24 protein-coding genes and 4 pseudogenes are annotated in these 20,023 nt (G+C 70.0%); 15 read left to right on the plus strand and 13 right to left on the minus strand.

From position 1 onward, the window contains the following. Nucleotides 1-165: 165 nt before the first annotated feature. Complete coding sequence (locus ACIQ5Y_RS01145) at nt 166-1,065, minus strand: NAD-dependent epimerase/dehydratase family protein (protein WP_403873590.1); 900 nt, start codon at nt 1,063-1,065, stop codon at nt 166-168. A 159-nt stretch (nt 1,066-1,224) separates the two neighbouring features. On the opposite strand from ACIQ5Y_RS01145, the gene ACIQ5Y_RS01150 reads away from it, so the two are divergent. The 3 genes from ACIQ5Y_RS01150 (at nt 1,225) to ACIQ5Y_RS01160 (ending at nt 3,503) form a co-directional block, all read left to right on the plus strand. After that, nucleotides 1,225-2,187, plus strand: coding sequence for a GlxA family transcriptional regulator (locus ACIQ5Y_RS01150; RefSeq protein ID WP_403873593.1), 963 nt, complete (start codon nt 1,225-1,227; stop codon nt 2,185-2,187). A gap of 300 nt (nt 2,188-2,487) precedes the next feature. Then, entirely contained in the window at nt 2,488-2,832 is a 345-nt protein-coding gene (locus ACIQ5Y_RS01155; RefSeq protein ID WP_403873596.1) for a hypothetical protein, read from the plus strand. Nucleotides 2,833-2,852: 20 nt separating this feature from the next. After that, the gene (locus ACIQ5Y_RS01160; protein ID WP_403873599.1) at nt 2,853-3,503 is read left to right on the plus strand and encodes a hypothetical protein; all 651 of its coding nucleotides are present in this window, start codon (nt 2,853-2,855) and stop codon (nt 3,501-3,503) included. A 205-nt stretch (nt 3,504-3,708) separates the two neighbouring features. On the opposite strand, the gene ACIQ5Y_RS01165 is transcribed toward ACIQ5Y_RS01160, so the two are convergent. Continuing rightward, nucleotides 3,709-4,434 carry a DUF4241 domain-containing protein gene (locus ACIQ5Y_RS01165; protein WP_403873602.1) on the minus strand — a complete coding sequence of 242 codons (726 nt, stop codon included), beginning with the start codon at nt 4,432-4,434 and terminating at the stop codon, nt 3,709-3,711. 195 nt (nt 4,435-4,629) lie between these two features. Between ACIQ5Y_RS01165 and ACIQ5Y_RS01170 the strand changes: the two genes are divergently transcribed. From ACIQ5Y_RS01170 to ACIQ5Y_RS01180, 3 genes are read left to right on the plus strand one after another with little or no spacing between them, the layout of a single operon-like run. Next, nucleotides 4,630-5,775, plus strand: coding sequence for a HEAT repeat domain-containing protein (locus ACIQ5Y_RS01170; RefSeq protein ID WP_403873604.1), 1,146 nt, complete (start codon nt 4,630-4,632; stop codon nt 5,773-5,775). A gap of 34 nt (nt 5,776-5,809) precedes the next feature. After that, entirely contained in the window at nt 5,810-6,166 is a 357-nt protein-coding gene (locus ACIQ5Y_RS01175; RefSeq protein ID WP_403873607.1) for a hypothetical protein, read from the plus strand. After that, nucleotides 6,159-6,932 (plus strand): class I SAM-dependent methyltransferase, encoded by a 774-nt coding sequence (locus ACIQ5Y_RS01180; protein WP_403873610.1) that lies wholly within the window; start codon nt 6,159-6,161, stop codon nt 6,930-6,932. The genes ACIQ5Y_RS01175 and ACIQ5Y_RS01180 overlap by 8 nt, the downstream gene beginning before the upstream one ends. A 56-nt stretch (nt 6,933-6,988) precedes the next feature. On the opposite strand, the pseudogene ACIQ5Y_RS01185 reads toward ACIQ5Y_RS01180, so the two are convergent. The 4 genes and pseudogenes from ACIQ5Y_RS01185 to ACIQ5Y_RS01200 form a co-directional block, all read right to left on the minus strand. Next, nucleotides 6,989-7,132 (minus strand): annotated as a pseudogene (locus ACIQ5Y_RS01185) (ATP-binding protein); the annotation flags it as partial. A gap of 160 nt (nt 7,133-7,292) precedes the next feature. Beyond that, nucleotides 7,293-7,346, minus strand: a pseudogene (locus ACIQ5Y_RS01190) (hypothetical protein); the annotation flags it as partial. Nucleotides 7,347-7,600: 254 nt separating this feature from the next. Then, nucleotides 7,601-8,866: a hypothetical protein gene (locus ACIQ5Y_RS01195; RefSeq protein WP_403873613.1), complete on the minus strand. Its 1,266-nt coding sequence runs from the start codon at nt 8,864-8,866 to the stop codon at nt 7,601-7,603. Nucleotides 8,867-8,930: 64 nt separating this feature from the next. Then, nucleotides 8,931-9,290, minus strand: coding sequence for a hypothetical protein (locus ACIQ5Y_RS01200; RefSeq protein WP_403873616.1), 360 nt, complete (start codon nt 9,288-9,290; stop codon nt 8,931-8,933). A gap of 312 nt (nt 9,291-9,602) precedes the next feature. Between ACIQ5Y_RS01200 and ACIQ5Y_RS01205 the strand changes: the two genes are divergently transcribed. Continuing rightward, nucleotides 9,603-10,076 (plus strand): nuclear transport factor 2 family protein, encoded by a 474-nt coding sequence (locus ACIQ5Y_RS01205; RefSeq protein WP_403873619.1) that lies wholly within the window; start codon nt 9,603-9,605, stop codon nt 10,074-10,076. A 151-nt stretch (nt 10,077-10,227) separates the two neighbouring features. Here ACIQ5Y_RS01205 and ACIQ5Y_RS01210 read toward each other — a convergent pair whose 3' ends face one another. Beyond that, nucleotides 10,228-10,695, minus strand: coding sequence for a hypothetical protein (locus ACIQ5Y_RS01210; RefSeq protein ID WP_403873622.1), 468 nt, complete (start codon nt 10,693-10,695; stop codon nt 10,228-10,230). Between the two features lie 12 nt (nt 10,696-10,707). Then, nucleotides 10,708-10,857: a hypothetical protein gene (locus ACIQ5Y_RS01215; protein ID WP_403873625.1), complete on the minus strand. Its 150-nt coding sequence runs from the start codon at nt 10,855-10,857 to the stop codon at nt 10,708-10,710. A gap of 370 nt (nt 10,858-11,227) precedes the next feature. Here ACIQ5Y_RS01215 and ACIQ5Y_RS01220 point away from each other — a divergent pair, with 370 nt between their 5' ends. The 4 genes from ACIQ5Y_RS01220 (at nt 11,228) to ACIQ5Y_RS01235 (ending at nt 14,624) form a co-directional block, all read left to right on the plus strand. Further along, nucleotides 11,228-11,698 (plus strand): PH domain-containing protein, encoded by a 471-nt coding sequence (locus ACIQ5Y_RS01220; protein ID WP_403873628.1) that lies wholly within the window; start codon nt 11,228-11,230, stop codon nt 11,696-11,698. Nucleotides 11,699-11,816: 118 nt separating this feature from the next. Next, nucleotides 11,817-12,644: an SMI1/KNR4 family protein gene (locus tag ACIQ5Y_RS01225; RefSeq protein ID WP_403873631.1), complete on the plus strand. Its 828-nt coding sequence runs from the start codon at nt 11,817-11,819 to the stop codon at nt 12,642-12,644. A gap of 221 nt (nt 12,645-12,865) precedes the next feature. After that, nucleotides 12,866-13,273: a YciI family protein gene (locus ACIQ5Y_RS01230; protein WP_403873634.1), complete on the plus strand. Its 408-nt coding sequence runs from the start codon at nt 12,866-12,868 to the stop codon at nt 13,271-13,273. Between the two features lie 10 nt (nt 13,274-13,283). Further along, nucleotides 13,284-14,624: an RNA polymerase sigma factor gene (locus tag ACIQ5Y_RS01235; protein ID WP_403873637.1), complete on the plus strand. Its 1,341-nt coding sequence runs from the start codon at nt 13,284-13,286 to the stop codon at nt 14,622-14,624. Between the two features lie 119 nt (nt 14,625-14,743). Here the strand turns inward: ACIQ5Y_RS01235 and ACIQ5Y_RS01240 are convergent, their stop codons facing one another. Beyond that, a complete protein-coding gene (locus tag ACIQ5Y_RS01240) occupies nt 14,744-15,268 on the minus strand; it encodes a hypothetical protein (RefSeq protein ID WP_403873640.1) in 525 nt (174 codons plus the stop codon). 105 nt (nt 15,269-15,373) lie between these two features. Continuing rightward, a complete protein-coding gene (locus ACIQ5Y_RS01245; RefSeq protein WP_403873643.1) occupies nt 15,374-16,165 on the minus strand; it encodes a hypothetical protein in 792 nt (263 codons plus the stop codon). A gap of 255 nt (nt 16,166-16,420) precedes the next feature. On the opposite strand from ACIQ5Y_RS01245, the gene ACIQ5Y_RS01250 reads away from it, so the two are divergent. Both ACIQ5Y_RS01250 and ACIQ5Y_RS01255 read left to right on the plus strand, forming a co-directional pair. Continuing rightward, nucleotides 16,421-16,903 (plus strand): hypothetical protein, encoded by a 483-nt coding sequence (locus tag ACIQ5Y_RS01250; RefSeq protein WP_403873645.1) that lies wholly within the window; start codon nt 16,421-16,423, stop codon nt 16,901-16,903. A gap of 94 nt (nt 16,904-16,997) precedes the next feature. Next, on the plus strand, nt 16,998-17,468 hold the full coding sequence (locus ACIQ5Y_RS01255; RefSeq protein WP_403873648.1) for a nuclear transport factor 2 family protein: 471 nt from the start codon (nt 16,998-17,000) through the stop codon (nt 17,466-17,468). A 32-nt stretch (nt 17,469-17,500) separates the two neighbouring features. On the opposite strand, the pseudogene ACIQ5Y_RS01260 reads toward ACIQ5Y_RS01255, so the two are convergent. Further along, nucleotides 17,501-17,803 (minus strand): annotated as a pseudogene (locus ACIQ5Y_RS01260) (transposase family protein); the annotation flags it as partial. 127 nt (nt 17,804-17,930) lie between these two features. Continuing rightward, on the minus strand, nt 17,931-18,614 hold the full coding sequence (locus tag ACIQ5Y_RS01265) for an NADPH-dependent F420 reductase (protein WP_403873651.1): 684 nt from the start codon (nt 18,612-18,614) through the stop codon (nt 17,931-17,933). Nucleotides 18,615-18,688: 74 nt separating this feature from the next. Here ACIQ5Y_RS01265 and ACIQ5Y_RS01270 point away from each other — a divergent pair, with 74 nt between their 5' ends. Together ACIQ5Y_RS01270 and ACIQ5Y_RS01275 are read left to right on the plus strand one after the other, a co-directional pair. Continuing rightward, nucleotides 18,689-19,063, plus strand: coding sequence for a winged helix-turn-helix transcriptional regulator (locus ACIQ5Y_RS01270; protein WP_403873654.1), 375 nt, complete (start codon nt 18,689-18,691; stop codon nt 19,061-19,063). A gap of 146 nt (nt 19,064-19,209) precedes the next feature. Then, a pseudogene (locus tag ACIQ5Y_RS01275) lies at nt 19,210-19,290 on the plus strand (IS5/IS1182 family transposase); the annotation flags it as partial. 38 nt (nt 19,291-19,328) lie between these two features. On the opposite strand, the gene ACIQ5Y_RS01280 reads toward ACIQ5Y_RS01275, so the two are convergent. Continuing rightward, nucleotides 19,329-19,916 carry an Imm21 family immunity protein gene (locus ACIQ5Y_RS01280; RefSeq protein WP_403873657.1) on the minus strand — a complete coding sequence of 196 codons (588 nt, stop codon included), beginning with the start codon at nt 19,914-19,916 and terminating at the stop codon, nt 19,329-19,331. Nucleotides 19,917-20,023: the final 107 nt, after the last annotated feature.

Consider the following 20,023-nt stretch of genomic DNA (forward strand, 5'->3'; position numbering starts at 1 on the left):
TTTTCGGTGGCGGATCCTGCCGCCCGGCGGGTCCCGCCCGACCGCGCCCGTGCGGCCCGGCAACCCAGCTCCCCCTCCCCCGCGCCTTGCTCGTCCTGCCGAGGTTCTGTGGTGGGCGTGGGCGGGTGGGCGGGCCTGGGACTCCCGGCCCGCCCACCGGGGCCGTCAGGCCGCCAGCGCCGCGCGGAGCGTCGAGGGCCCCAGTCCGAAGGACTCGCCGATATCGCTGTCGTCCACGAGAAACGGACGCTCGGACATGTAGTTCATCTCGGCGAACTCCCGCCACAGCGGATCGGTGAAGGAGAGCAGCGCCACGTCCCGTTCGGTGAGCGGCTCCAGCCGCGGTTCGGGCGCTCCGTGGAGTTCGGCGAGCTCGGTCGCGGCCCCGCGCAGGGTCGTGGTGATGACCGGGGCGTGCCACGCCCGTCCCCATGCCCGGTCGTCGTCGCCGCCGACCGCCACCAGCGCCGCCGCCACGTCCTCGGTGTACGAAAACGAATGCGCCGCGTCGGGGTTGCCGTGGACGAGGGCCAGTTCGCCCTCTAGGACCCGGGGCGCGACCAGCAGGGTGAACGGCGAGACCGCACCCGGGCCCAGGTACTGGCCGGCCCGCACCTCGGTGACCCGCAGCCTCCCTTCGTCGTGGGCGTTCTTGGCCTGCCGCCACAGCTCGGCCCTCACCCGGCCCTTTCGGGTGTGCGGGGCCAGCGGGGTGCGCTCGGTGACCGGCCCGGTGGTCCGCTGGTAGCCGTAGTGGTTGCCGAGCATCACGTAGTCGGCCCCGGCCCGCTCGGTCGCGGCGAGGATCGAGGCGAACAGCGGCGGCATGGTCTTCGGCCAGGTGTGGTAGGCGGTCATGGCGGCGTTGAAGACCGTGGCCGCTCCGATCAGTGCCTCGGCCAGCTCGTCGGTGCGGCCCGCGTCCAGTGCGATCCGTTCGATACCGGGGTGGTCGGGGCCGCTGCCGCTGCGGGTGATCAGACGGACCCGCTCACCTCTGTCGGCCAGTTGCCTGGCGGTCGCGGCCCCGGTCGCGCCCGCCCCGATGACGACTGATTCAGCCATGACGTTGTCTCCGTATTCCCGCATTCGCGTATTCCCTCAAGAGCGCTTCCCCGGAGGGGGAAACGCGGTGCGCGGGGGCCCGACCGCGAGCCCAACTGTGCCGTGCCGCCGCAGGGTAGGGTCAGTGGCCTGAAGGTCATGAGGTCCAAGGATCCAGCCATGCATCGTGTCGCCGTCCTGGCCGTCCCCGCGGTCAAACCCTTCGACCTGTCCATGCCGTCGGCGCTTCTCGGCGCCGTCGAACTCGACGGACACCCCGGCTACGAGGTGACGGTGTGCACCGCCACGCCCGGTGCGGTCGCCGCCTCCGGTGGTATCGAGGTGGTGATCAGGCACGGCCTCGATGTGGTCGCGACGGCGGACACGGTGATCGTTCCCTCGACCGCCAACCGGCACGACGCCGAGCCCGCCGTACTGGACGCCTTGCGGGAGGCGGCCGCCGCGGGCAAGCGCGTGGCCTCGATCTGCAGCGGCGCCTTCGTCCTCGCCCAGGCCGGACTCCTCGACGGCCGTGTCGCCACCACCCACTGGGCTCTCGCCGAGGAACTCCAACGCTCCTTCCCCGCGGTGCGCGTGGACGCCGACCGGCTGTTCGCCGAGGACGGGCGGATCATCACCGGCGCGGGCTCGGCCGCCGGGATCGATCTGTGCCTGCACCTGATCAGCTGCGACCACGGCGCCGCCGCGGCCAATGCGGCGGCCCGCGCCGCAGTCGTCACCCCGGTGCGCCACGGCAGTCAGGCTCAGTTCGTGCGGACCCCGCTGCCGGCCGAGACCGACTCCCCCTTGGACGCGGCCCGCATCTGGGCACTGCGGCACCTGGACCAGCCGATCTCTCTGCACGACCTGGCCGGTCAGGCCAAGGTTAGCGTGCGGACCCTGACCCGCCGCTTCACGGCCGAGACGGGTGTGACCCCGTTCCAATGGCTACTCCAGCAGCGGCTGTTGCGGGCCCGCGAGCTGCTGGAGACCACCGATCTCACGGTCGACCACGTGGCCGGCCGCAGTGGCCTCGGCTCCGGCGAGTCCCTGCGCCAGCACTTGAACCGGCATATCGGCATGACCCCGGCCGCTTACCGAAGTGCCTTCGCCCACCGCCCGAAAGCGAGGGCCGGTCGGTGACCGCGGCTGTCTCGGCGGCGCGAGTCGCCCGCTGCGCGGCCCGGGCGCACATCAACACCACTGCCCTGCTCGGCGCTGTCCGCTCCCACGGTCGTGGCCGGGACCTGATCCGATTCGTACGAATACCGTATGCCCGATGACGGAGGAGCTGGAGCTGGAAGTGGCGACGCTCCCAGACCGAAGCAGGTTGCCGAGCCGATGACCGAAACGTCGCCCACAATGCAGATGATCACCTTCTCGGCCTGGCGGGATGCCGCCCCGCACTCGGGCCACCCAGCGGGGCGGCGGCACTACGTCACCTTGGCTGAACTCCTGGTCCGACTGGGAAGCTACGGACTCGGGCTGACCTGGAAGGCCCGCCTCTTCGACGATGAGCCACACCCGGCGTTCGCCCGGATGACGAAGGCCTCGGTGGACACCGGAATCCCCACCCTTGAGCTGCTGGCCATGGACGCACCGTACCTGCAGGCGGTCGACGGAGACTTCGAGGGGTATGCGGGTGGCGAACCGATATTGACCCTGCGGGAGTTCGACAGTTCGAGCTGGGATGTCCGTACAGCCGACGCGTGGGTGCTGAGTGAGATCCGACGGCACTACCCGGACGCCAGACCCATGACTTCGGACGAGTGGGACGCCACGAACTGATCTTCCGAGGATGGAGCGACGTGGCCGGTGGCACCGCACGGGCTGGGCACGAGCTCGTCCGGCAACCGAACTCCCATCTGCCTCACGGCGCCGCCGAGCAGCTCGACCGCGGTGCCCTCCTCCGCCTCCGCCGTGAGACCGTCCCCCTCGAATGCGTCGGCTACGGCGTCACCCAACCCCACAGCGAACTCGTCGCCGACAACGCACCTGTCACCTACCAGATGGTCCGCGCCCACATCGCCACCCTGCGCACTGCTCCGGCCGACGCTCCGACCCGGCCGCTGACGGTGCGCCAGGTGACCGGCCGGCTCACCCGGCACCCCACCGCGGCGAGCCAGGATGACCGCGCAGGCCTGAAGGATGTCCTGGCCCGCTGCCCCGAACTGGACACAGCCGCCGGGCATGTCCGCGACTTCGGCGAGATACCCAGCGATCGTCAGGGTGCCAGGCTCCCCGCCTGGATCGGCGCGGTCGACGCAGGCCAACTACCTGGCCCTACCGGCTTCGCACTCCATCTGCTCCGGGACCTCGATGCCGTGGCGGCGGGGCTCACCCTGCATTGGAACTCCGGCAGCATCGAGGGAGCCGTGAACCGCGTCAAGAAGATCAAGCGGCAGCTCTACGGCCGAGCCGGATTCGAACTACTTCGCAAGATGATCCTGCTGCAGTAGCGCCTCTCTGTGGCTTCTCCGTGTCGCTGGCCGGCGCTCTTGAGGTCAGAGTTCGGTCGTCCAGATCCCCGCAGGTTGCTCACTCGGTCGTAGCCACAACTGGCGCTGCGACTCCTGATGCCTTTCCTCGGCCGGTTCCTCCCGATGAAGTGGTCATCCACGTTCGGACGTGCGACTCGCAGAACATGGAGAGGTGGGAGGTACGTCAGGCTTTGGTGCCGGGCATGCCGCTGGTGACGACGATCGTGGCCACGTCGCCGGACTTCGTGCGGCCCAACCAGACGACGCCACCCGATTCAGCCATGAACGTGACCAGATCGGCCTGTTGCGACTCGTCGCGCACCCGCTCGCACCATCCGGGCAGCCGTTCTGTTTCACGCGGCACCGGACTGCCGTCCTTGAATGCGCGAAACGGCGCGGACAAGGTCGTCCACGCACCGGCGTCGGCGAAGCAGCCGACATTCGCGTCGGAGTAAAATCGGGGTTCCTTGCCTGGCTGAAGCCTCTCGATGTCGTCGCCGACACCCAAGCCCATCTCCCACACGATCACTGGGTCGTCGCTGATACACAGGCGCGTCGCGGCACACTCAACGCCATCGAAGTGCTCGCCGAAGAACTCGTACGGGCCCGCCGTCCACGCGATCTCCACCCGGTAGACGCCCGGCGGAATACTCACCGCCAGCTCCCGCGGGGGCCTTGTCGGCAACTCTTGCTCGTATCTCGAGACGTCGTCGTCGTCGAACGGAGCATCGACGACAAGACGGCCGCTGGGTATGCGCATGGTGGTCACCTCCTCGATCTCGGTCACAACGATGGGCGTTGTCGGATCGTCGTACACCGTCCCCAGGTGAGCGCCGGGCGTGAAAGCCGTCTCCAGGTACCAGGCGGCCTCAGGCCCAGCTGCCAGCCGCGCGTCGCCGACCCATTCCATGTGTCACCCCTCCTCGCCGCCCGGCCGGGCGGTCAACCAAAACGTACGTGGGCCCGCTGACATCGCCACTTCGCGCATCGTTCCCGAGGGCGAGCTACCGATCAAACTCACGGTAATGCCGAGACGATCTGGCATCCGACCGACCGCGAGGAAAATCCGTTGGCCGTCGGTGTTCCCTGCTGGAACGATCCTGGGATGGCCGACCACCGTGACGCTGTCCTCCGCCTGTGGGGTCGCCGGCTCTACGAGCGTCAGGGCGAGCCACTCGCCTGGGCGGAGGCGGTCCTGGAGGCTACCGGTCGCCCGCCGACCGCTGTCACCGCGGCGATGTCCGGCCGACTCGAGGCCCTCGCCGATTCCCCATCGGACCGCGCATGGCTGCTGTTCCGTACGGTCGCCAAGCTGGCCGCGAACCTGCGGGGTGACGGCCGCTACGACGCGGACGTCGGCACCCGCATCGGCCCGTTGGCCCTGTGGTTGGGCGAGCTCGAACCACCGCTCGCCGGCCCGCTCGGGGACGCGCTCGGACATCCGCCGGACGGGCCGACATCCCTCGTCAATGTTCACGCCGCCGAGTTGAGCAGGAACCGCCGCTCGATCCGACTGCGGGCGATCGATGCCTTGTTGGAGTGGGCCGAGCTCGGCCATCCGCAGGCCCGGGCGGCTCTGTCCGAGGTCGCCTCCGACCACCGGACGCAGGATGTCACCGTCTGGGCCAAGGCACTCAACCGGATCGCCCTGTTCGGCGACGCGAGCGTCGAACCGGGCCTACTGCGCGCGCTCGCCGACACCGGGCACCGCGGGGTGCGGTGGTCGGCGCTCGCCTGTGCCGAACTCGGCTTCCGCGGGGCCGTTCCGCTGATCACCGCCCTGCTGGAGCATCCCGATCCGATGGTCCGCGAGGGTGCCTGCGAGGCGCTCGGCCTCTTTGAGGAACGCGCCGCCGTGCCCGCCCTGGCAGCCCGGCTGAACGACGAGACCAACTGGGTACGCAGCAGGGCCGCCTTGGCGCTCGGCCGAATCGGCGGCGACCGGGCACTCGCCGTGCTCTGGCAGGCCATGATGGAACGCCGGAACCCGAAGGCCAGTCATCTCGCCTCAGCGATCGCTGCCTTCGGCCCGCCGGTGGTGGACGACCTGATTGCCCTGACCACCGATCCCGACCCGGACCTCCGAGCACTGGCCTGCCGCGCTCTCGGCTCCACCGCCGACGACCGGGCCCTGCCGCCACTGGAACGCCTCGCCGCCCACGACCTCGCCAGAACCACCCTCGGCGGCCTCGTGGCAACCGCCGCCAAGCAGGGACTGCGGACCGCGCACCGCATTCGCGCGCGCACCTGAACTGTCTGACCGTCGACAGCACGACCGTTGGGCTGTGGCATGGAGCGAAACGGAGTACCTCGACGGGTATCCGCACAAGCCCACCGAAGCGGCCGATCGAGGATTGATCCTGCACGATGAGGCCTGGCACTGGGCGATGCCGGCGATCCACGGCGATCGGTACGAGACGGATCATCCCGAGCTTGTTCATCCGTCACCTGACTGCCCCGCCCTCGAATCGCCATCCCGTGAGCAGATTCGAACGTCCATCACTCTCTGCGACTGCTCCCCAAGATCTGTGCCAGAACCCGGGACAATGACGGCGCTGTCGTCAGCGGGGACGTTCGTGCCGATCACCAGGGCGACCAGCGACTCCTGGGAATCCGGCACGGTAATCTCAGGTCATGCCTGAGACATCAGTGGCGCACTTCTACGACGAACTGGCCGACGACTACCACCTGATCTACTCAGACTGGGACGCGAGCATCCGTCGGCAGGGGGGCGCCCTGGACGCATTGATCGGCCAGGATCGCGCGGCGGTGCTCGACTGTTCCTGCGGCATCGGCACCCAGGCCATCGGCCTGGCTCTGCACGGGCATTGGGTCACCGGGACCGACATCAGCCCCCGCGCCGCCACCCGCGCCGCCCGGGAGGCTGCCCGCCGGAGCCTGAGCCTGCGCACGGCCGCCGCCGACATGCGGCGCCTCCCGTTCGCCGATGGCCAGTTCGACACGGTCGTCTGCGCCGACAACTCGCTGCCCCACCTGCTGACAGAGCAGGATGTGAACACCGCCCTGGCTGAGATGCGCCGAGTCCTGCGCCCCGGCGGCCAGTTGCTGATCAGCACACGGCCCTACGACGACCTGCTGCACGATCGTCCGGCTTCGACCCCGCCCCAAGTCTCCAGGGTCGCCGAGCCCGACGGCGGAGAGCGAACCGTCACCTTCCAGCTCTGGCACTGGCACGACGACGGGGAGCACTACGACTTGGAGCACTTCCAACTCCTCCCGGCAGGCGGAGAATGGCGCGTCCAGGTCCGCCGGACGACCTACTGGGCACTCGGCCGGGACCGGCTGGCCGGCCTCGCAGCCGAGGCCGGGTTCGTCGACCCTCAGTGGCGGATGCCGCAGGAGACTGGCTTCTTCCAGCCGCTGCTTGTGGCCCGCGCCGGCGGGTAGGTGGTTCCATCGCTCGGCGTGGGATGGCTGATGTCAGCCGGCCTTGGCTGCCTGCTCGACTCGTTCGAGACGATGGCGACGCTGCTCTTCTCCTCGCGTTTGGCCAAGACCTGGAAGAGGAGTTCGGCGCCGCGGCGGTCGAGTTCCATGTAGCCGAGTTCGTCGATGCAGAGGGGGTCGACGCGGCCGTAGCGGGCGATGGCCGGCCGAGCGGGCCTGTTCGAGCGCCGTCGCGCCGGGGAGGGCTCCCGGCTTGCGGGTCAGGGCCTCCAGGTAGTGGTCCGGATCCAGGCGGCAGCCGCACTTCGCGATCAGACGCTCGTACCGGGCGACTTTCACGTTCCGGTCGTAAACCACCAGGTGAGACGCGTGAAGCACGCCCTGGACCCGCTTGCCGATCAGCCGGACCGGCACCGAGTACCGGTTCGTACGACGAGCTCGTTCAGCTCGGCCGGCGAATCGACCTCGGGCACCAGGGCCAGTCGTAGCGCGAGTCAGGCCACCGCCTTGGAGCGCACCCGAACATCCTCACAGTCGTAGCGGACCTTGCTGCGCGGGACCCCGCCCAGCGTGCGAAGCGCGTGAACGTGCCCTTCGAAGAAGGCTTCCTGGCCGCAGGACGCGACGCCCCTTCTCTGCACTGTCGAGGGAGCCTGGGCGGATCCCGGTCAGAGAGCGATCGGGAGCTCCTCGATCCAGCAGTCGACTGACTTCGCGGTGATCACGGCCTGGGCGTCCTCGGCGTCGGCTCTGGTCAGGAAGACGCCCGCTCCGGTGACATCGGGTCCGTCGGGGCGGATCATCCGTGTCATGACGACGTAGACGTGGCGGTGACGCTCTCGTCGGATCAGGGCGTTCTCTTCAGCCGACAGCGCCTCGATGAGTTCTTCGGCCGAGGCGATGTCGAGGCCGGCATCGACTCCGCAAAGAGGCCGGCTGGGCCAGATGATCGGCCTGGCGGGGTAGAAGTTGTTGAAGAAGCTCTGCTGAGTGCGGCCGAGCACTCCTTCTGTCCAGCCGACGGCCATGGCAACCACGTAGTCGGACTCGCCTTGGCTCTCCAGAACGAAGACGTGATCGTCCCGGCCGAAGGACATGCCGGCGTGGTCGGCCTTGACCTGCTCGCTCTCGGCCTCGGTCGCGCATCTGATCGCCAAGCCGCGGTAGCCGGTACTGATCTTCACCACGGTGGCGGGCTTGAACAGCAGGTCAATCGTTGTTTCGGGCTCGCCGGGTTCGTCGGGTTGCCCGACACTCCGCATCAGGAGCTGGCTGTGGCTCGCTGTGTAGGCCAAGAGGTGGAACCTGCGCTCGCTGCGAAAGAGCTCCTTGCCGGGGATGAGCTGGTGATCGCGGTTGAGCCAGGTGCTGTCCATCATGGGCTTACGATCTCTGTCCCGCCCACGCCGGTCAATGTGATTGTTCAGCTGAGGGATCCGGCTCCGTTCTCTCCCAGCCCTGCTTGTGCCACTCCGTATCGCTGGGCTCGCGGTATTCCTCGCTGGGACGCTGGGTCCGGCGCTGGTCAACGAACTGCCGGTAGTGGCGGATGACCGTGATGCTTCCTTCGCGCCGCCCAGGACCTTGGTCTGCACGTAGATCCGGCCCTCGCCCGGGTGGATGTCGCCGATCGTCATGCCCGGCATCTCGGCGGCCCGCGCGCCGCTGGACAAGAACATGGAGAACAGCGCCCGGTCACGGTGGCAGCCGAGCGAGTTGAACAGGTCCTCGACGACATCGTCGGGGACCACCCGCGGCTCACGATCGACCTGCTTCTGCTGGTAGGCGCCCCGACGGTACAGCCGGAACGGCTCCAGCGGGTTGTGATGCGCCTCCAGCCGGCGCCCGTCACGGGATTGCGGTGGCTCCGGGGAGACCAACGGGCCCTGCCCGGCCCGCAGATGGTGGTCATGGAACGCCGCCGGCACCGACACCTCGTGGTTGATGGCGTCGCCGGGGCATAGTCCGACCGCAGGTACGGCTTGCCGGTGCGCGCGTTCAATGACCCGGAGCGGGCGCGTCCGGGCGGCGCCGGTCCCGCGCCGGGTTGTGGCACGTCCGCAGCCGAAGGACGAAGTTGCGTACGTCTACGCGGTTCGCACGGCTCCATTCGATGTTCACCGCGGCGAGGAACCGGAACCAGCGCGGCAGGTCAAAGGCATAGGAACGGCAGGAAGCAGGAGTGTTGCCGCAGGCCGGCAACGACCGCAGGAACTCACTTGCCGGCATGATCGCCCGCCCGGCGCCATCGAGCACCACCCAGGGCAGTGCGGCGGCAGTGGTCGCCTCCACTCTGCCGACCCGTGCCACCGCCAGGCCGGACACCTCGCGTTCGGTGATCACCGCATCGTGATCCATCGCGTCTCCGTCGCATCGGGAGTATCCCGAACGGAGGCTCCTCGCCCTCACCACGCCGAGGCGTAGGACACGCCGGTAGCGCGGTCAACGGGTCGGTGGACGGCCTTGCCTGCATCCCGATACTCCCGTGGCAAGCACCCCGGTGACTTCACAACTCGGTCTCTGGCTCAAGTTCCATGGCCTGGCCACACTGAGTCACGGATCGCCAGGTGGGGGCCACGGACGGGCACGGCTCTGGAAAACATGCGCCCGGAACCGGGGCCCAACTCGGGTGAGGCTGCCTCAGCCAGGGCGACCTGGCATGAGTTGATCATGAATGCTGGAACTCTTGACCCGATGGAGCGCCTGCTCGCAGAGCGGGCTTGCGAGCGCCTGGTCGTCGACTTCGTGCACCGGCTCGACCTCGGGGACCCGGGCTCGGTGGCGGACCTCTTCACTCAGGACGGCACCTGGGAATGGCCTGCGGGCGATCGCCGCATTGCAGGCCACGAAGCCCTGCGCACCTACTTCGGCAACCGGCCCGCAGACCGGCTGTCACGCCGTTTGTGCACCAACATCCTGGTTACCGTGACCTCGGCGGACACCGCCGCCGCCACCACCTACTTCACCACGTACCGTGTCGACGGCTACAGCGAAGGCCTCGTACCGCCGCGGCCCCCGGTTCAGGTGGGGCACTACGAAGACGCGTTCCGTAAGGTGGACGACACCTGGCTGCTCACCACGCGAACTCTCTTCCTCGCCTTCGCCGGTCCCACTGAACGCCTGGACGCACCCGGCCAGTCATGACCACGTACGAGACCTTCGTCGAGTGCCAGGCGGCGAGCGGAGCAGCCCAGCCGCCCTCGCTGAATCCCCGGAGTCCGATCCGTATCGCCCTTCATTGCTGCCTCGGGCGTCGTCCGAAGGGTGCCGACGAGTGCCGACGAGTGAACACTCGTCAGCACCCGTCGCCGAGGTTGATGCCGGCCGCGGCAGCCGCGTACACGACGTACAGCTGGATCAGTTCCATCGGAATCGCGAGAACGTTGAACCAAACGGTGGTGCCGGCGACAAGGCCCGGCCAGGTCTCCCCGAGCCGCAGTCCGTACCGTCCGCGGAGCCGTCGTGCGAGCAGCACGCACACCGCCACCGCCGCCAGGCCGAGGAGCACACCGGTCCACCCCGCGGCGTACTCCGTCACCGGGAAGGGCAGGTGCCGGCAGGCTTCGCGTTGCCGGTCGGCCCAGTCGTACTCGATCTCCTGCGTGTGCAGGGAAGTGGCCACACCGGCCACGGTCAGGAGCGGTACCAACAGGGCCGCCGTCACGGTGCCGGGCGTGACGGCACCGGGGCGCGGGGCAGCCGCATCGCGCGCCGCGCGATGCGGGCGGCTGACCGCGGTGAGGTCGGCTTCGGGGCGCATCATTCCGAGAGTTCCCTAACTCGGGTCGAGCGGGTGGATGCCGGTGCCCTCGTACGCCTCGGGGGTCAGGGCGAGCATGGTGACTGGCTCGCCCGACTTCGCGGCCTGCCAGGCGATGGCCGCGGGGTGGGCGACCGGCCAGTCGGTTCCGGGCCAGGACGCCACGTCCAGGCGTGCTCCGGCCGTGAACGCGACGGTCTCGGCGGATCGATTCTACCGCCGGTAGAACCCTCCGGTCTTCGGGTACTGCCGGGCCTCGTGCGACCCGCCTGCGCGGCGTGAGCGTCGGCTTCAGTGCGGTCGCCGGTGCAGGTCAGGGCCTTGACGATCAGGCTCGTGGCGTGGTCGCGGCCCACGCGGCGATGCGGCGATGCGGTGATGCGGTGATGCGGTGATGCGGCGAGCAGGTGTTCCTCCGGCGCTTCGATCCGGAGCGCCGGCGTGCCCGGTGTTCGTGAGGTACGGATGAACGGACCCTGTCGCGGATCTCGTGAAGGCGGCCCGGGGCGGCCCTCAGTGACCTAGGGTCGCGGCAATGGAGTCCGCCTCGCCGAACCCGATACCCCCACAGACCCTCCACAGGCCAGGACAGCGCATCGCCCTGTTCATGTTGGGGGGTGCTTGCGCGCTCGCGGGCGCTGCGACGTTGACCGCCGGGGGCGCAACCGGTGCCATCGGCGTCGTGATCTACGTCGCGGTGTTCGCGGGCGGCGTCTGGACGGCGTACCGCAGTTGTGTCATGGGAGTACGGATCGACGCCGCGGGCCTTACCGAGCGGGGCCTGGGGCGCTCGAAGTACGTGCCCTGGTGCGCGATCGGCTCGGTCGAAACCGGTGACGGGCCGGGCTTGGCGCCGGCGAGGGCTCCCGGGTTGATCCTCAAGAGTGGTGAGCAGGTGGGGCTCGGCGTCCTCGCTTCGTACTCCAGTCGCACGGTCCATGCCGACCTCGCCCTGATCAAGTCCCTGCACGCGGCCCACGTTGCCGGTTGCCACGGCTGCGGATGACTCCCGCGGCACCGTCGCGAGCCCCCCGTCCAAGCATCCGCTGCGTCGATCCACGCCGGTGGGCAACGCCTGTGAGTACGTACGTCCGTTGTCAGTGAGGTGCGCTTCACTGTCTGCCATGGAGCTCACGCAAGCAACCGTCAACGACCTGCTGGCCCGACTCGGCCCGGAGGTCAGCCACATGTACCTGCCCGACGACCTGGACCCGCAGGACCTGTTCGACCTGCTCGCCGGCAGGTACGGAACCCCGCGCACCCTCGTCCTCGCCGGCTTCACCGATCCGACGGTCGACGAGTCCAAGGGCGCGGCTCTCCTGGCCCCCTTCGAGGACCGGGCCGTGACGATACGCGCGTGGGCGTACGGGGATCAGTGGGTCGGCACGGGTACGGCGCGGGACGCCGACGGGGCCGAGCGGCCGGTGTTGGTGGTCGCTCACCGGGAGGTGCCGGGACTTTTCGCGGTCACTCCGGACGAGGACGCGGACGGGGGCGCGGACGCGGACCAGGACGTCAACTGGATGGAGCGGCTCATACGGATCACCGGCTGGACGCAGCCCGCGCGGCGGCCGGACGTGGACTGGGCGGAGATGGAGTCGCGCCTGGGCACCGCGCTGCCGAGCGATTACAAGCGCATGGTCGAAACGTTCGGTCACGGCGCCTTCGACGGATTCCTGGACCTGAATCAGGAGCCGTGGACGGATCTCAGGGAGGACGGCCTGCTGATCTGGGCGGGGACGGAGCACGAGAACCTGTACTGCTGGAGGGCCGACGGGGACGACCCCGACCTTTGGCCCGTCGTGATCCGGTCCTTCGACGGCGAGGACGTCGCCTTCGATTGCCAGGCCGCGGAGTTCGTCTGCCGCATTCTCACCGACCCTGACCACCCGTTCACGATGGCCCGCTTCTTCGACACCCACTGGTTCATGAACTACCGGGAGAGTGACTGACCGGACCCCGGCGCGACCGGCATCCGCCGCCCGGTCAGCGGCAGGGCCTCCGGCCACCGGGTTGGCCCGGGCCGCGTCGGCCTGATCGGCGAGGCGCCCCGAGGCACTCCAACCTCCGGAAAAGAATCTTCGACGGGGATGTCGAGAATCCGGCGTCGGCTCCGTCCCAGGGGTGAGCGCGGCCACAATGGACGCGTCACAACGGATCAAGGAGAACCGCCATGGCCAAGTACCTGCTGCTCAAGCACTACCGCGGCGCCCCGGCCCCGGCCAACGACGTCCCCATGGACCGCTGGACCCCGGAAGAGGTTTCCGCCCACATCCAGTACATGCGCGACTTCGCCGCGAAGCTGGAGCAGACTGGCGAGTTCGTGGACGCGCAGGCGCTGGCGCCCGAGGGCACCTGGGTCCGGTACGACGGTGAGGGGCGGCCGCCCGTCACCGACGGCCCGTTCGCCGAGACCAAGGACCTGATCGCCGGCTGGATGGTGATCGACGTGGACACCCACGACCGGGCCCTGGAACTCGCCGCCGAACTGTCGGCCGCCCCCGGCGCCGGCGGCCGGCCCATCCACGAGTGGCTGGAGCTGCGTCCCTTCATGGCCGAGCCGCCCACCATCACGGAGTGACCGGCCCCCGATGACCGCCCCCACCCCCGATTCCCGCCCCGCCCCGGACCCCGCCGTCCCGGGCGGGGCCCCGGCACCCGGAACACCCGAGGTACCCGGAACGCCCGGAAATCCTGGGACACCCGGGACAGCCGGGACAGCCGGGACAGCCGGGACAGCCGGGACAGCCGGAACGCCTGGGACGCCCCCTCCGCCGGCGGTCGACGAGGCCCTGCTGCGCGAGCTCACGCCGGCCGTCCTCGGCATCCTCGTACGCCGCGGCGCCGACTTCGCCGCGGCCGAGGACGCCGTGCAGGACGCCCTCCTCGACGCCCTCCGCGTCTGGCCCGCAGACCCGCCCCGCGACCCGCGCGGCTGGCTCGTCACGACCGCCTGGCGCCGCTTCCTCGACGCAACCCGCGCCGACACCGCACGCCGGCGCCGCGAGGACCTCGTCGACCGCGAACCGGAACCGGGCCCCGCACCCGACGCCGACGACACCCTCAGCCTCTACTTCCTGTGCGCGCACCCGGCCCTGTCCCCGTCCTCGGCCGTCGCCCTCACCCTGCGGGCCGTCGGCGGCCTCACCACCCGCCAGATCGCCCGCGCCTACCTCGTACCCGAGGCGACCATGGCGCAGCGCATCAGCCGCGCCAAGCGGACCGTCTCAGGAGTCCGCCTCGACCGGCCCGGCGACGTCGCCACCGTGCTGCGCGTCCTCTACCTCGTCTTCAACGAGGGCTACTCGGGGGACGTCGACCTCGCCGCCGAGGCCATCCGCCTCACCCGCCGCCTCACCGCCGCCGTCGACCACCCCGAGCCGGCCGGGTTGCTCGCGCTGATGCTCCTCCACCACGCGCGCCGCCCGGCCCGCACCGCCCCCGACGGCAGCCTCGTCCCCCTCGCCGAACAGGACCGCGGCCTCTGGGACACGGCCGCCATCGCCGAGGGCATCGGGATCCTGCACGGCGCGCTGGCCCGCGACCGGCTCGGCGAGTACCAGGCCCAGGCAGCCATCGCCGCCCTCCACGCCGACGCCCGCACCGCCGAGGAGACCGACTGGCCGCAGATCGTGGAGTGGTACGACGAACTCGTCGCCCTCACCGACAGCCCCGTCGCCCGCCTCAACCGGGCCGTCGCCATCGGCGAAGCCGACGGCCCGCGCGCCGGCCTCGCCGCACTGGCCGAACTCGACCCGGGCCTGCCCCGCTACACCGCGGTCAACGCCTGGCTCCACGACCGCGACGGCGACCACGCCACCGCGGCCCGCCTCTACGCGGAAGCCGCCCACCACGCGCCGACCCTGGCCGAACGCACCCACCTCACCCGCCAGGCGGCCCGCCTCAACGCCGAAGCGGGCGGCCCCACGTGAAGCGGATCCGGTCCCGCGGGGCGCGGAGGTACCGGATGCCGGAGCCCGGGGCCGCATCGAGTCCGGACCATGAAGAACCGGCTCAACGACTCAAGCAGTGGCGGCACGGCCGCACTCGCTCACTGCCCTCCGAGGTAGACCCTGCTGATCCCGCCTCCCAGGTCCTGGAGGGTGATGCCAATGCTCTGCAACATGGACCTGCGCGCGTCCCCGACGCACGCCGGGCAGACGCTGCCCGTGCGCGCGTTCGGCACGGTGTCGGGGCTGGGCAGACCCAGGTGCTCGAACGACACCGGGGCCGGATGCTCCTTCGGAGGCAGCGGGGGGTAGGACTCCAGCGGCTGGTCGAGGCGCAGATCGGCGGCGATGGCCTCGGCCTCGGCGTGCGGCACGGTGAAGGACAGCAGGTAGCTGTCGGCGTCCCAGTTGTCCACGCCCGCCCCCTTCACGTCCTGGGCGTCCGCCGGAATCCGCACACGAAGGTACGCGGCCGCTTCCTCGCCTCCCACCCCCTCCAGCCACCGAGGGGCAACGGGCCTGGTGTCCTTCGGCTCCGGCACCCAGCCGACGGCGATGCCCAGCCCCGCGGCCGTCAAGGCCACCCCCGCCACCCCGACCGCGACCGCGGCCTCCCTGCGCTTCACCGGTTCTGCTCCTCATCCAAGGACGGGGCACCGCGCTCACCGTCACGGCCCATATCCCCCGACACCCAATCACCGATCCCGGTTCCCGAGGTTCCGTCCCCGGCTCTAGCGGAAGGTCGGGGGCCCCGTACTCCCCCCTGACTCGAACGGTCTCGGGGAACCGGCTGCCACCGGGGTGTACGTCCCCTGGTCGTCGAAGTCCGCTCCGACGGTCCAGGTACCGCTCTGACCGGCGGCGACGGCGCGGAGGCTGCCGGACAGGCCGGTGGGGTGTCCTGGTGGTTCGGCGTGCAGGGTCCACACCCCGGCGCCGTCGAAACCGGACTCCGCCGCGATCCACACACTGCCGTCGACCACGGCCAAGTCGGTGAAATGGCCGCTTCCTTCGGGAACATCGAAGCGTTCCCAGCGGGTCCCGTCGAAGTGCAGTACGACCCCGGTCGGCTCGGTGACCTGCGTATCCGGGTCGGGTGACAGGCGCGTGCAGGTGCCGGCCGCCCACACCTGCCCATCGGGCAGCACGTCGACCCTGTTCAGGGTCGCCCGGTTATGGTCGTCTTGGACGAGCGGCAGCCGCGCACGGCGCCAGGCCGTGCCGTCCCACCGGGCGGCCAGGGCGCGGAACCCGGTCAGGTTCCCCGCCGTGTCATGGACGTTCTCGGTGCCGACCGCCCACACCCGGCCGGCAGCGGCGTCGATGCCGTCCAGTCGGCCGGGAGCCGGCAGCCCGGCGGCCGTGTCGCCGGTCCAGGCCCCGTTCACCCTCCGGGTGGCCCGGGGGGCGAAGTCGCCGTCGGACGTCCAGGCGTAGCCGACCAACCAGGTCGCCTCGCCGGCGGTGACGTCGGCCAGGATCGCGTCGGGCAGCGGCACCGTGGTGCGCTCCCAGACCGGCACTGGGGTGGTGTGCGCGGGTGCGGCTGCTCGCGCGTCGCACCCTCGCCCACGAGGTCGACGACCTGGCGGTGGCGGCAGCGTCGTCCAGCCGATCAGCCCGGACGTCTCCACCCGCTCGGCCTGCCGGCCGTCCCCGTGGTCACCGGCCATCCCGTACGCCGCCCACTGCTCCAGCGCGTGAACGACCTCGCGGTCGACCCGGCCGCTGTCGAAGGACGTCCCGGGCGGGCGTGTCGGTGACGTGAGGTAGCTTCCTTGGCACCGAACGACAAGGTGGAAGAAATGCAGATCGCCGGTGCCGAGGTCTTCTCCTGCGCCGTGTGCGGCACCCGGCTGTCCGCCCCTGTGCGTGAAGTGCGGCCGCCGGGCGAGGGCGAGGCCTGGACGCCGCTCGACTCTCCCGTGGACCCCTGCCCGCCCAGGATGGCGCCCGGCACCTTCGCACGCGACCCGGAGCCGGGAAGCATCAGCTGGGGAGCGCCACCGAAGGGCTTCGGGAAGTCCCGGGCGGCTCACGAAGCAGGAGTGGACTTCCTGTTGAGCCCGGGCGACATCATCGGGACCACGAAAATCCTGGGTCGATGGGCCGGCTGCTGCGGGCCGGGCGGGTACGACGGGCCCAATCTGGCCTGCGCCGGGTGTGGAGCGGAGGTCGGGCTCTGGACCGCCGACTGCTACACCTGGCTGCAAGTCCGCCTCAACGGGCGCCTCGCCAGACGTTCCCCGTCACAGACGTAGCGGGGCCGCGGCAGCAGCCGTAACCGGATCCGGGAAACCGGGAACTCTCGGCAGGCCTTGACCTCAAGCGCGCTTGAGGGAGGAGTCTTCCTCCATGGACACCGAAGAAATGCGCCGACAGCTACAGGCCCTGACCGACCGCGCCGAGATCACCGACTTGATGGACCGCTATCTGCGTTCCCTGGACGTCGGGGTGTTCGACGAGGAGTGGGCTCGCGCCTTCCACACCGAAGACGTCACCGCGGAGATGCCCATCGGCACCGTCCACGGCCGCGATGACCTGCTGGCCCACATTCGGCAGGCCATGGCGTTGTTCGAGCGAACCGTGCATCTGGGCACCAACGCCGTCATCGAGGTCAACGGCGCCCGGGCCACTGCCAAGGGCGCACAGTTGAGCACCCACGTCCTGGCGGACGGCTCGGGCAGCGTCTTCATCTCGGCCGGCCACGCCGACACCGAACTGGTCAGGACGGCCGAAGGCTGGCGGATCTCGGCCTCGGCCCTGCGGGTGGTGTGGACCCAGGGCCCACCCCCGCGGCTGCCGGCCGCATTCCCCGCGGCCTGAGGGCTGTCCCGTAATTGATCTTGAGTAGCCTTGAGCACGGTGTCTTTCGCAAACCGCCCGCGCGGTTGGAGCGCGAGCTTGGGACCGAGATGATCGATGATCCGGTGGGCGGCGGACGTGGAGACACCGAAAGGCGGAGCGAGCCGGCGCAGCGTCAAGTTCGTTCGCCAGTAGGCCGCGACCAGCAGCACCCGATCCTCCAAAGGCTCGACGGTCATCAACTTGCCGAAGGAGTACGGGCTCAGCCCGGTGAACGGGGCTGTCCAGGACGGTTCCGACGCCGTGATCACACCAGCCGCCGGAGCGAGCGCGTTGAGCCGGTGGTATCCGTTCACCAGCCACAACTATCTTCGGTTCATGGACAGACCCGCGTTCTGGATGTCTGGCGCACAAGCAGAGCTTCTCGGCGAGGCCGGTCCGGTCCGCTCCGCTCCACTCCGGCGGGACCACCTCGAAGGACCCCTAGCCACAAGCCTTCTCGGCGTCCTCTGGTTCCTCGTACCTCGGTCCGGCGGCATAGGCCAGCGGAGGCGCGATCGCTTGGGCATCGGCCTCCTCACCGACCCACAGCCCGATGAAGAGCGCGGCGGTCGCTTCCAGGAGTCCCGCTCGTTCGAGACCGCCGCCGGCCACCGGCTCGCAGCCGACCTGCCGCACCAACCGGTGTACGAGCGCGACGGCCGCTTCGTCGTCTCCGCAGACCGGAACGGCCAGTGGCCGCCCGTCGAAGACGGGCGGCGTCATGCGCCACACGTCCTCATGGCAGAGATTGAACGCCTTGACCACATGAGCTCCCGGTGCCGCCGCGGCCAGTCGCTGTGCGGCCGAGGGGCCGCTCCCTGTCAGCAGCAGGAAGCCCGGACCAACCGGATTGGAACAGTCGATCAGCACCTTGCCGTCCAAGGCCGCCCGCAGTTCCCGCACCACGCTCACCCCCGCGCCGAAGGGCAGCGCGGCCAGTACCACCTGACCGAACTCGGCCGCCGCACTCAGACCGGCCGCCTTCGCGCTGCCCCCTATGTGCCTCGCGAGCCGCTCCGCCTTGTGCGTGTCCCGTCCGCCGAGGACCACCTCGTGCCCGGCCCGTACCCAGTGGGTGGCGAGCGCGTCCGCCATGTTGCCCGTGCCCAGTACGCCGATTCTCATCACGTATTCCCTCCCAAGACCTGCTCGGACCGTTCACGACGACGCTAGAAGGCCCGTCGGGCACCATTTGGTACGTGACGACCGACGCCTTCCTCGCAGACTGCCGCGCCCGCCTCGCCTTCGACCTCCTCTCCAACACCTGGAACGCCGTCGTGCTCTGGGCACTGCGCGACGGGCCCAGACGCCCGGTCGAATTGCGCGGGCGGATCGGGGGGATCAGCTCCAAGGTCCTCACCGAGACGCTGCGGCGCTTGCAGTCCAACGGACTGGTGGACCGGCAGGCACACCCCGGAGCGCCACCCCGCGTCGAGTACCGACTCACCGCGCTGGGGCGGACCCTGCTGGCACCCATCGACGCTGTCGGAGCATGGGCCTTCGAGCACGGCGATGAGCTGATGGCCGCCCAGGAATCCGAAGGCACCACCACCCTCCGGTCCCCCTCTGAATGAGCGCGGGTGCCGCCCGTGAATGCCCGGTTGGAGTCGCAGACCCTCCTGCCGTGCCCGGCCTAAGCGGTGAGCGGCTCCCACTGGTCCTTCTGGCCGGGCTCGATTGCCGCCTGCCACACGAGTGCACCGTCGATCAGGCCGGGCGGAAGATCCTGCGCGACTGCCGCCTGAAGGGCGATGGCGCACACCACGCGGTGCTCGGCATCGTGCATCTGCACAACCTTGCGCGCCGCAACCGAGTGCACCCGGCCGAAGCACGGTCCGTTCAGGATTCGGCGGGCAGGAGCTGGACCAGGCCGACCCAGTTCTCCTCGTCCACCTTGGTGTGAGTGGCGCGGACCCTCCAGCAGCCGGCGGGCAGCGGGACCGATGCCTCGGCGGGCATCCCGCCGTCGGGGTACTCGATGCCCAAGTCGGCACCCGCTTCAGCGGAGTCCATGAGCACCGCCGGACCGTCCGACACCCAGGTGCCGCACTCCTCCCACACCGTGGCCGGGTCCGCGAGGACGGTGGCTGCCGCGGCGCTCAGTCCGGCCTCGGAGTCGGCGGCAAGCCACCGCAGGAAGGCCCGGTGCTCGGGCAGATAGCAGCTGGTGGCCGGTTCGTCCGCCAGCACCAGCGCCTGCGAACCGTTCTCGCCAACGGGGATCACACCGGCCAGATCGTCCACCGCGCAGGCCCGGTCGTAGTCGTCTGGAGCGGTGGCGTCTCCCGCCATGGCACCACTCTCCGTGCACCCGCCCCAGGCGGCCAGGTCGGAGACGGGGACGACGATCAGAGGGCCACCCATCGACTCCACCCAGACAGGGGAAGGGCGGGAGGCATCGTCTGCGGTGGATGAAGAGGTGATCATGCAGTCAGTGTGCCCTCGCCCACTGACAACGCCCCCGCGCTCATTGGAACCCAGCACAGGGAAGGGCTCGGCACCTGCGGCAAGCAGCAGTTACGGGACTGCCGTAG

It is taken from the genome of Streptomyces sp. NPDC096339, from assembly GCF_044762985.1.
Classification (GTDB): Bacteria; Actinomycetota; Actinomycetes; order Streptomycetales; family Streptomycetaceae; genus Streptomyces.

What these genes read in the sequence shown, in the direction of transcription:
- ACIQ5Y_RS01145 (WP_403873590.1), bottom strand. Translation starts at nt 1,065, where the DNA reads ATGGCTGAATCAGTCGTCATCGGGGCGGGCGCGACCGGGGCCGCGACC.
- ACIQ5Y_RS01150 (WP_403873593.1), top strand. Translation starts at nt 1,225, where the DNA reads ATGCATCGTGTCGCCGTCCTGGCCGTCCCCGCGGTCAAACCCTTCGAC.
- ACIQ5Y_RS01165 (WP_403873602.1), bottom strand. Translation starts at nt 4,434, where the DNA reads ATGGAATGGGTCGGCGACGCGCGGCTGGCAGCTGGGCCTGAGGCCGCC.
- ACIQ5Y_RS01170 (WP_403873604.1), top strand. Translation starts at nt 4,630, where the DNA reads ATGGCCGACCACCGTGACGCTGTCCTCCGCCTGTGGGGTCGCCGGCTC.
- ACIQ5Y_RS01180 (WP_403873610.1), top strand. Translation starts at nt 6,159, where the DNA reads ATGCCTGAGACATCAGTGGCGCACTTCTACGACGAACTGGCCGACGAC.
- ACIQ5Y_RS01200 (WP_403873616.1), bottom strand. Translation starts at nt 9,290, where the DNA reads ATGGATCACGATGCGGTGATCACCGAACGCGAGGTGTCCGGCCTGGCG.
- ACIQ5Y_RS01205 (WP_403873619.1), top strand. Translation starts at nt 9,603, where the DNA reads ATGAATGCTGGAACTCTTGACCCGATGGAGCGCCTGCTCGCAGAGCGG.
- ACIQ5Y_RS01210 (WP_403873622.1), bottom strand. Translation starts at nt 10,695, where the DNA reads ATGATGCGCCCCGAAGCCGACCTCACCGCGGTCAGCCGCCCGCATCGC.
- ACIQ5Y_RS01220 (WP_403873628.1), top strand. Translation starts at nt 11,228, where the DNA reads ATGGAGTCCGCCTCGCCGAACCCGATACCCCCACAGACCCTCCACAGG.
- ACIQ5Y_RS01225 (WP_403873631.1), top strand. Translation starts at nt 11,817, where the DNA reads ATGGAGCTCACGCAAGCAACCGTCAACGACCTGCTGGCCCGACTCGGC.
- ACIQ5Y_RS01230 (WP_403873634.1), top strand. Translation starts at nt 12,866, where the DNA reads ATGGCCAAGTACCTGCTGCTCAAGCACTACCGCGGCGCCCCGGCCCCG.
- ACIQ5Y_RS01235 (WP_403873637.1), top strand. Translation starts at nt 13,284, where the DNA reads ATGACCGCCCCCACCCCCGATTCCCGCCCCGCCCCGGACCCCGCCGTC.
- ACIQ5Y_RS01255 (WP_403873648.1), top strand. Translation starts at nt 16,998, where the DNA reads ATGGACACCGAAGAAATGCGCCGACAGCTACAGGCCCTGACCGACCGC.
- ACIQ5Y_RS01265 (WP_403873651.1), bottom strand. Translation starts at nt 18,614, where the DNA reads ATGAGAATCGGCGTACTGGGCACGGGCAACATGGCGGACGCGCTCGCC.
- ACIQ5Y_RS01280 (WP_403873657.1), bottom strand. Translation starts at nt 19,916, where the DNA reads ATGATCACCTCTTCATCCACCGCAGACGATGCCTCCCGCCCTTCCCCT.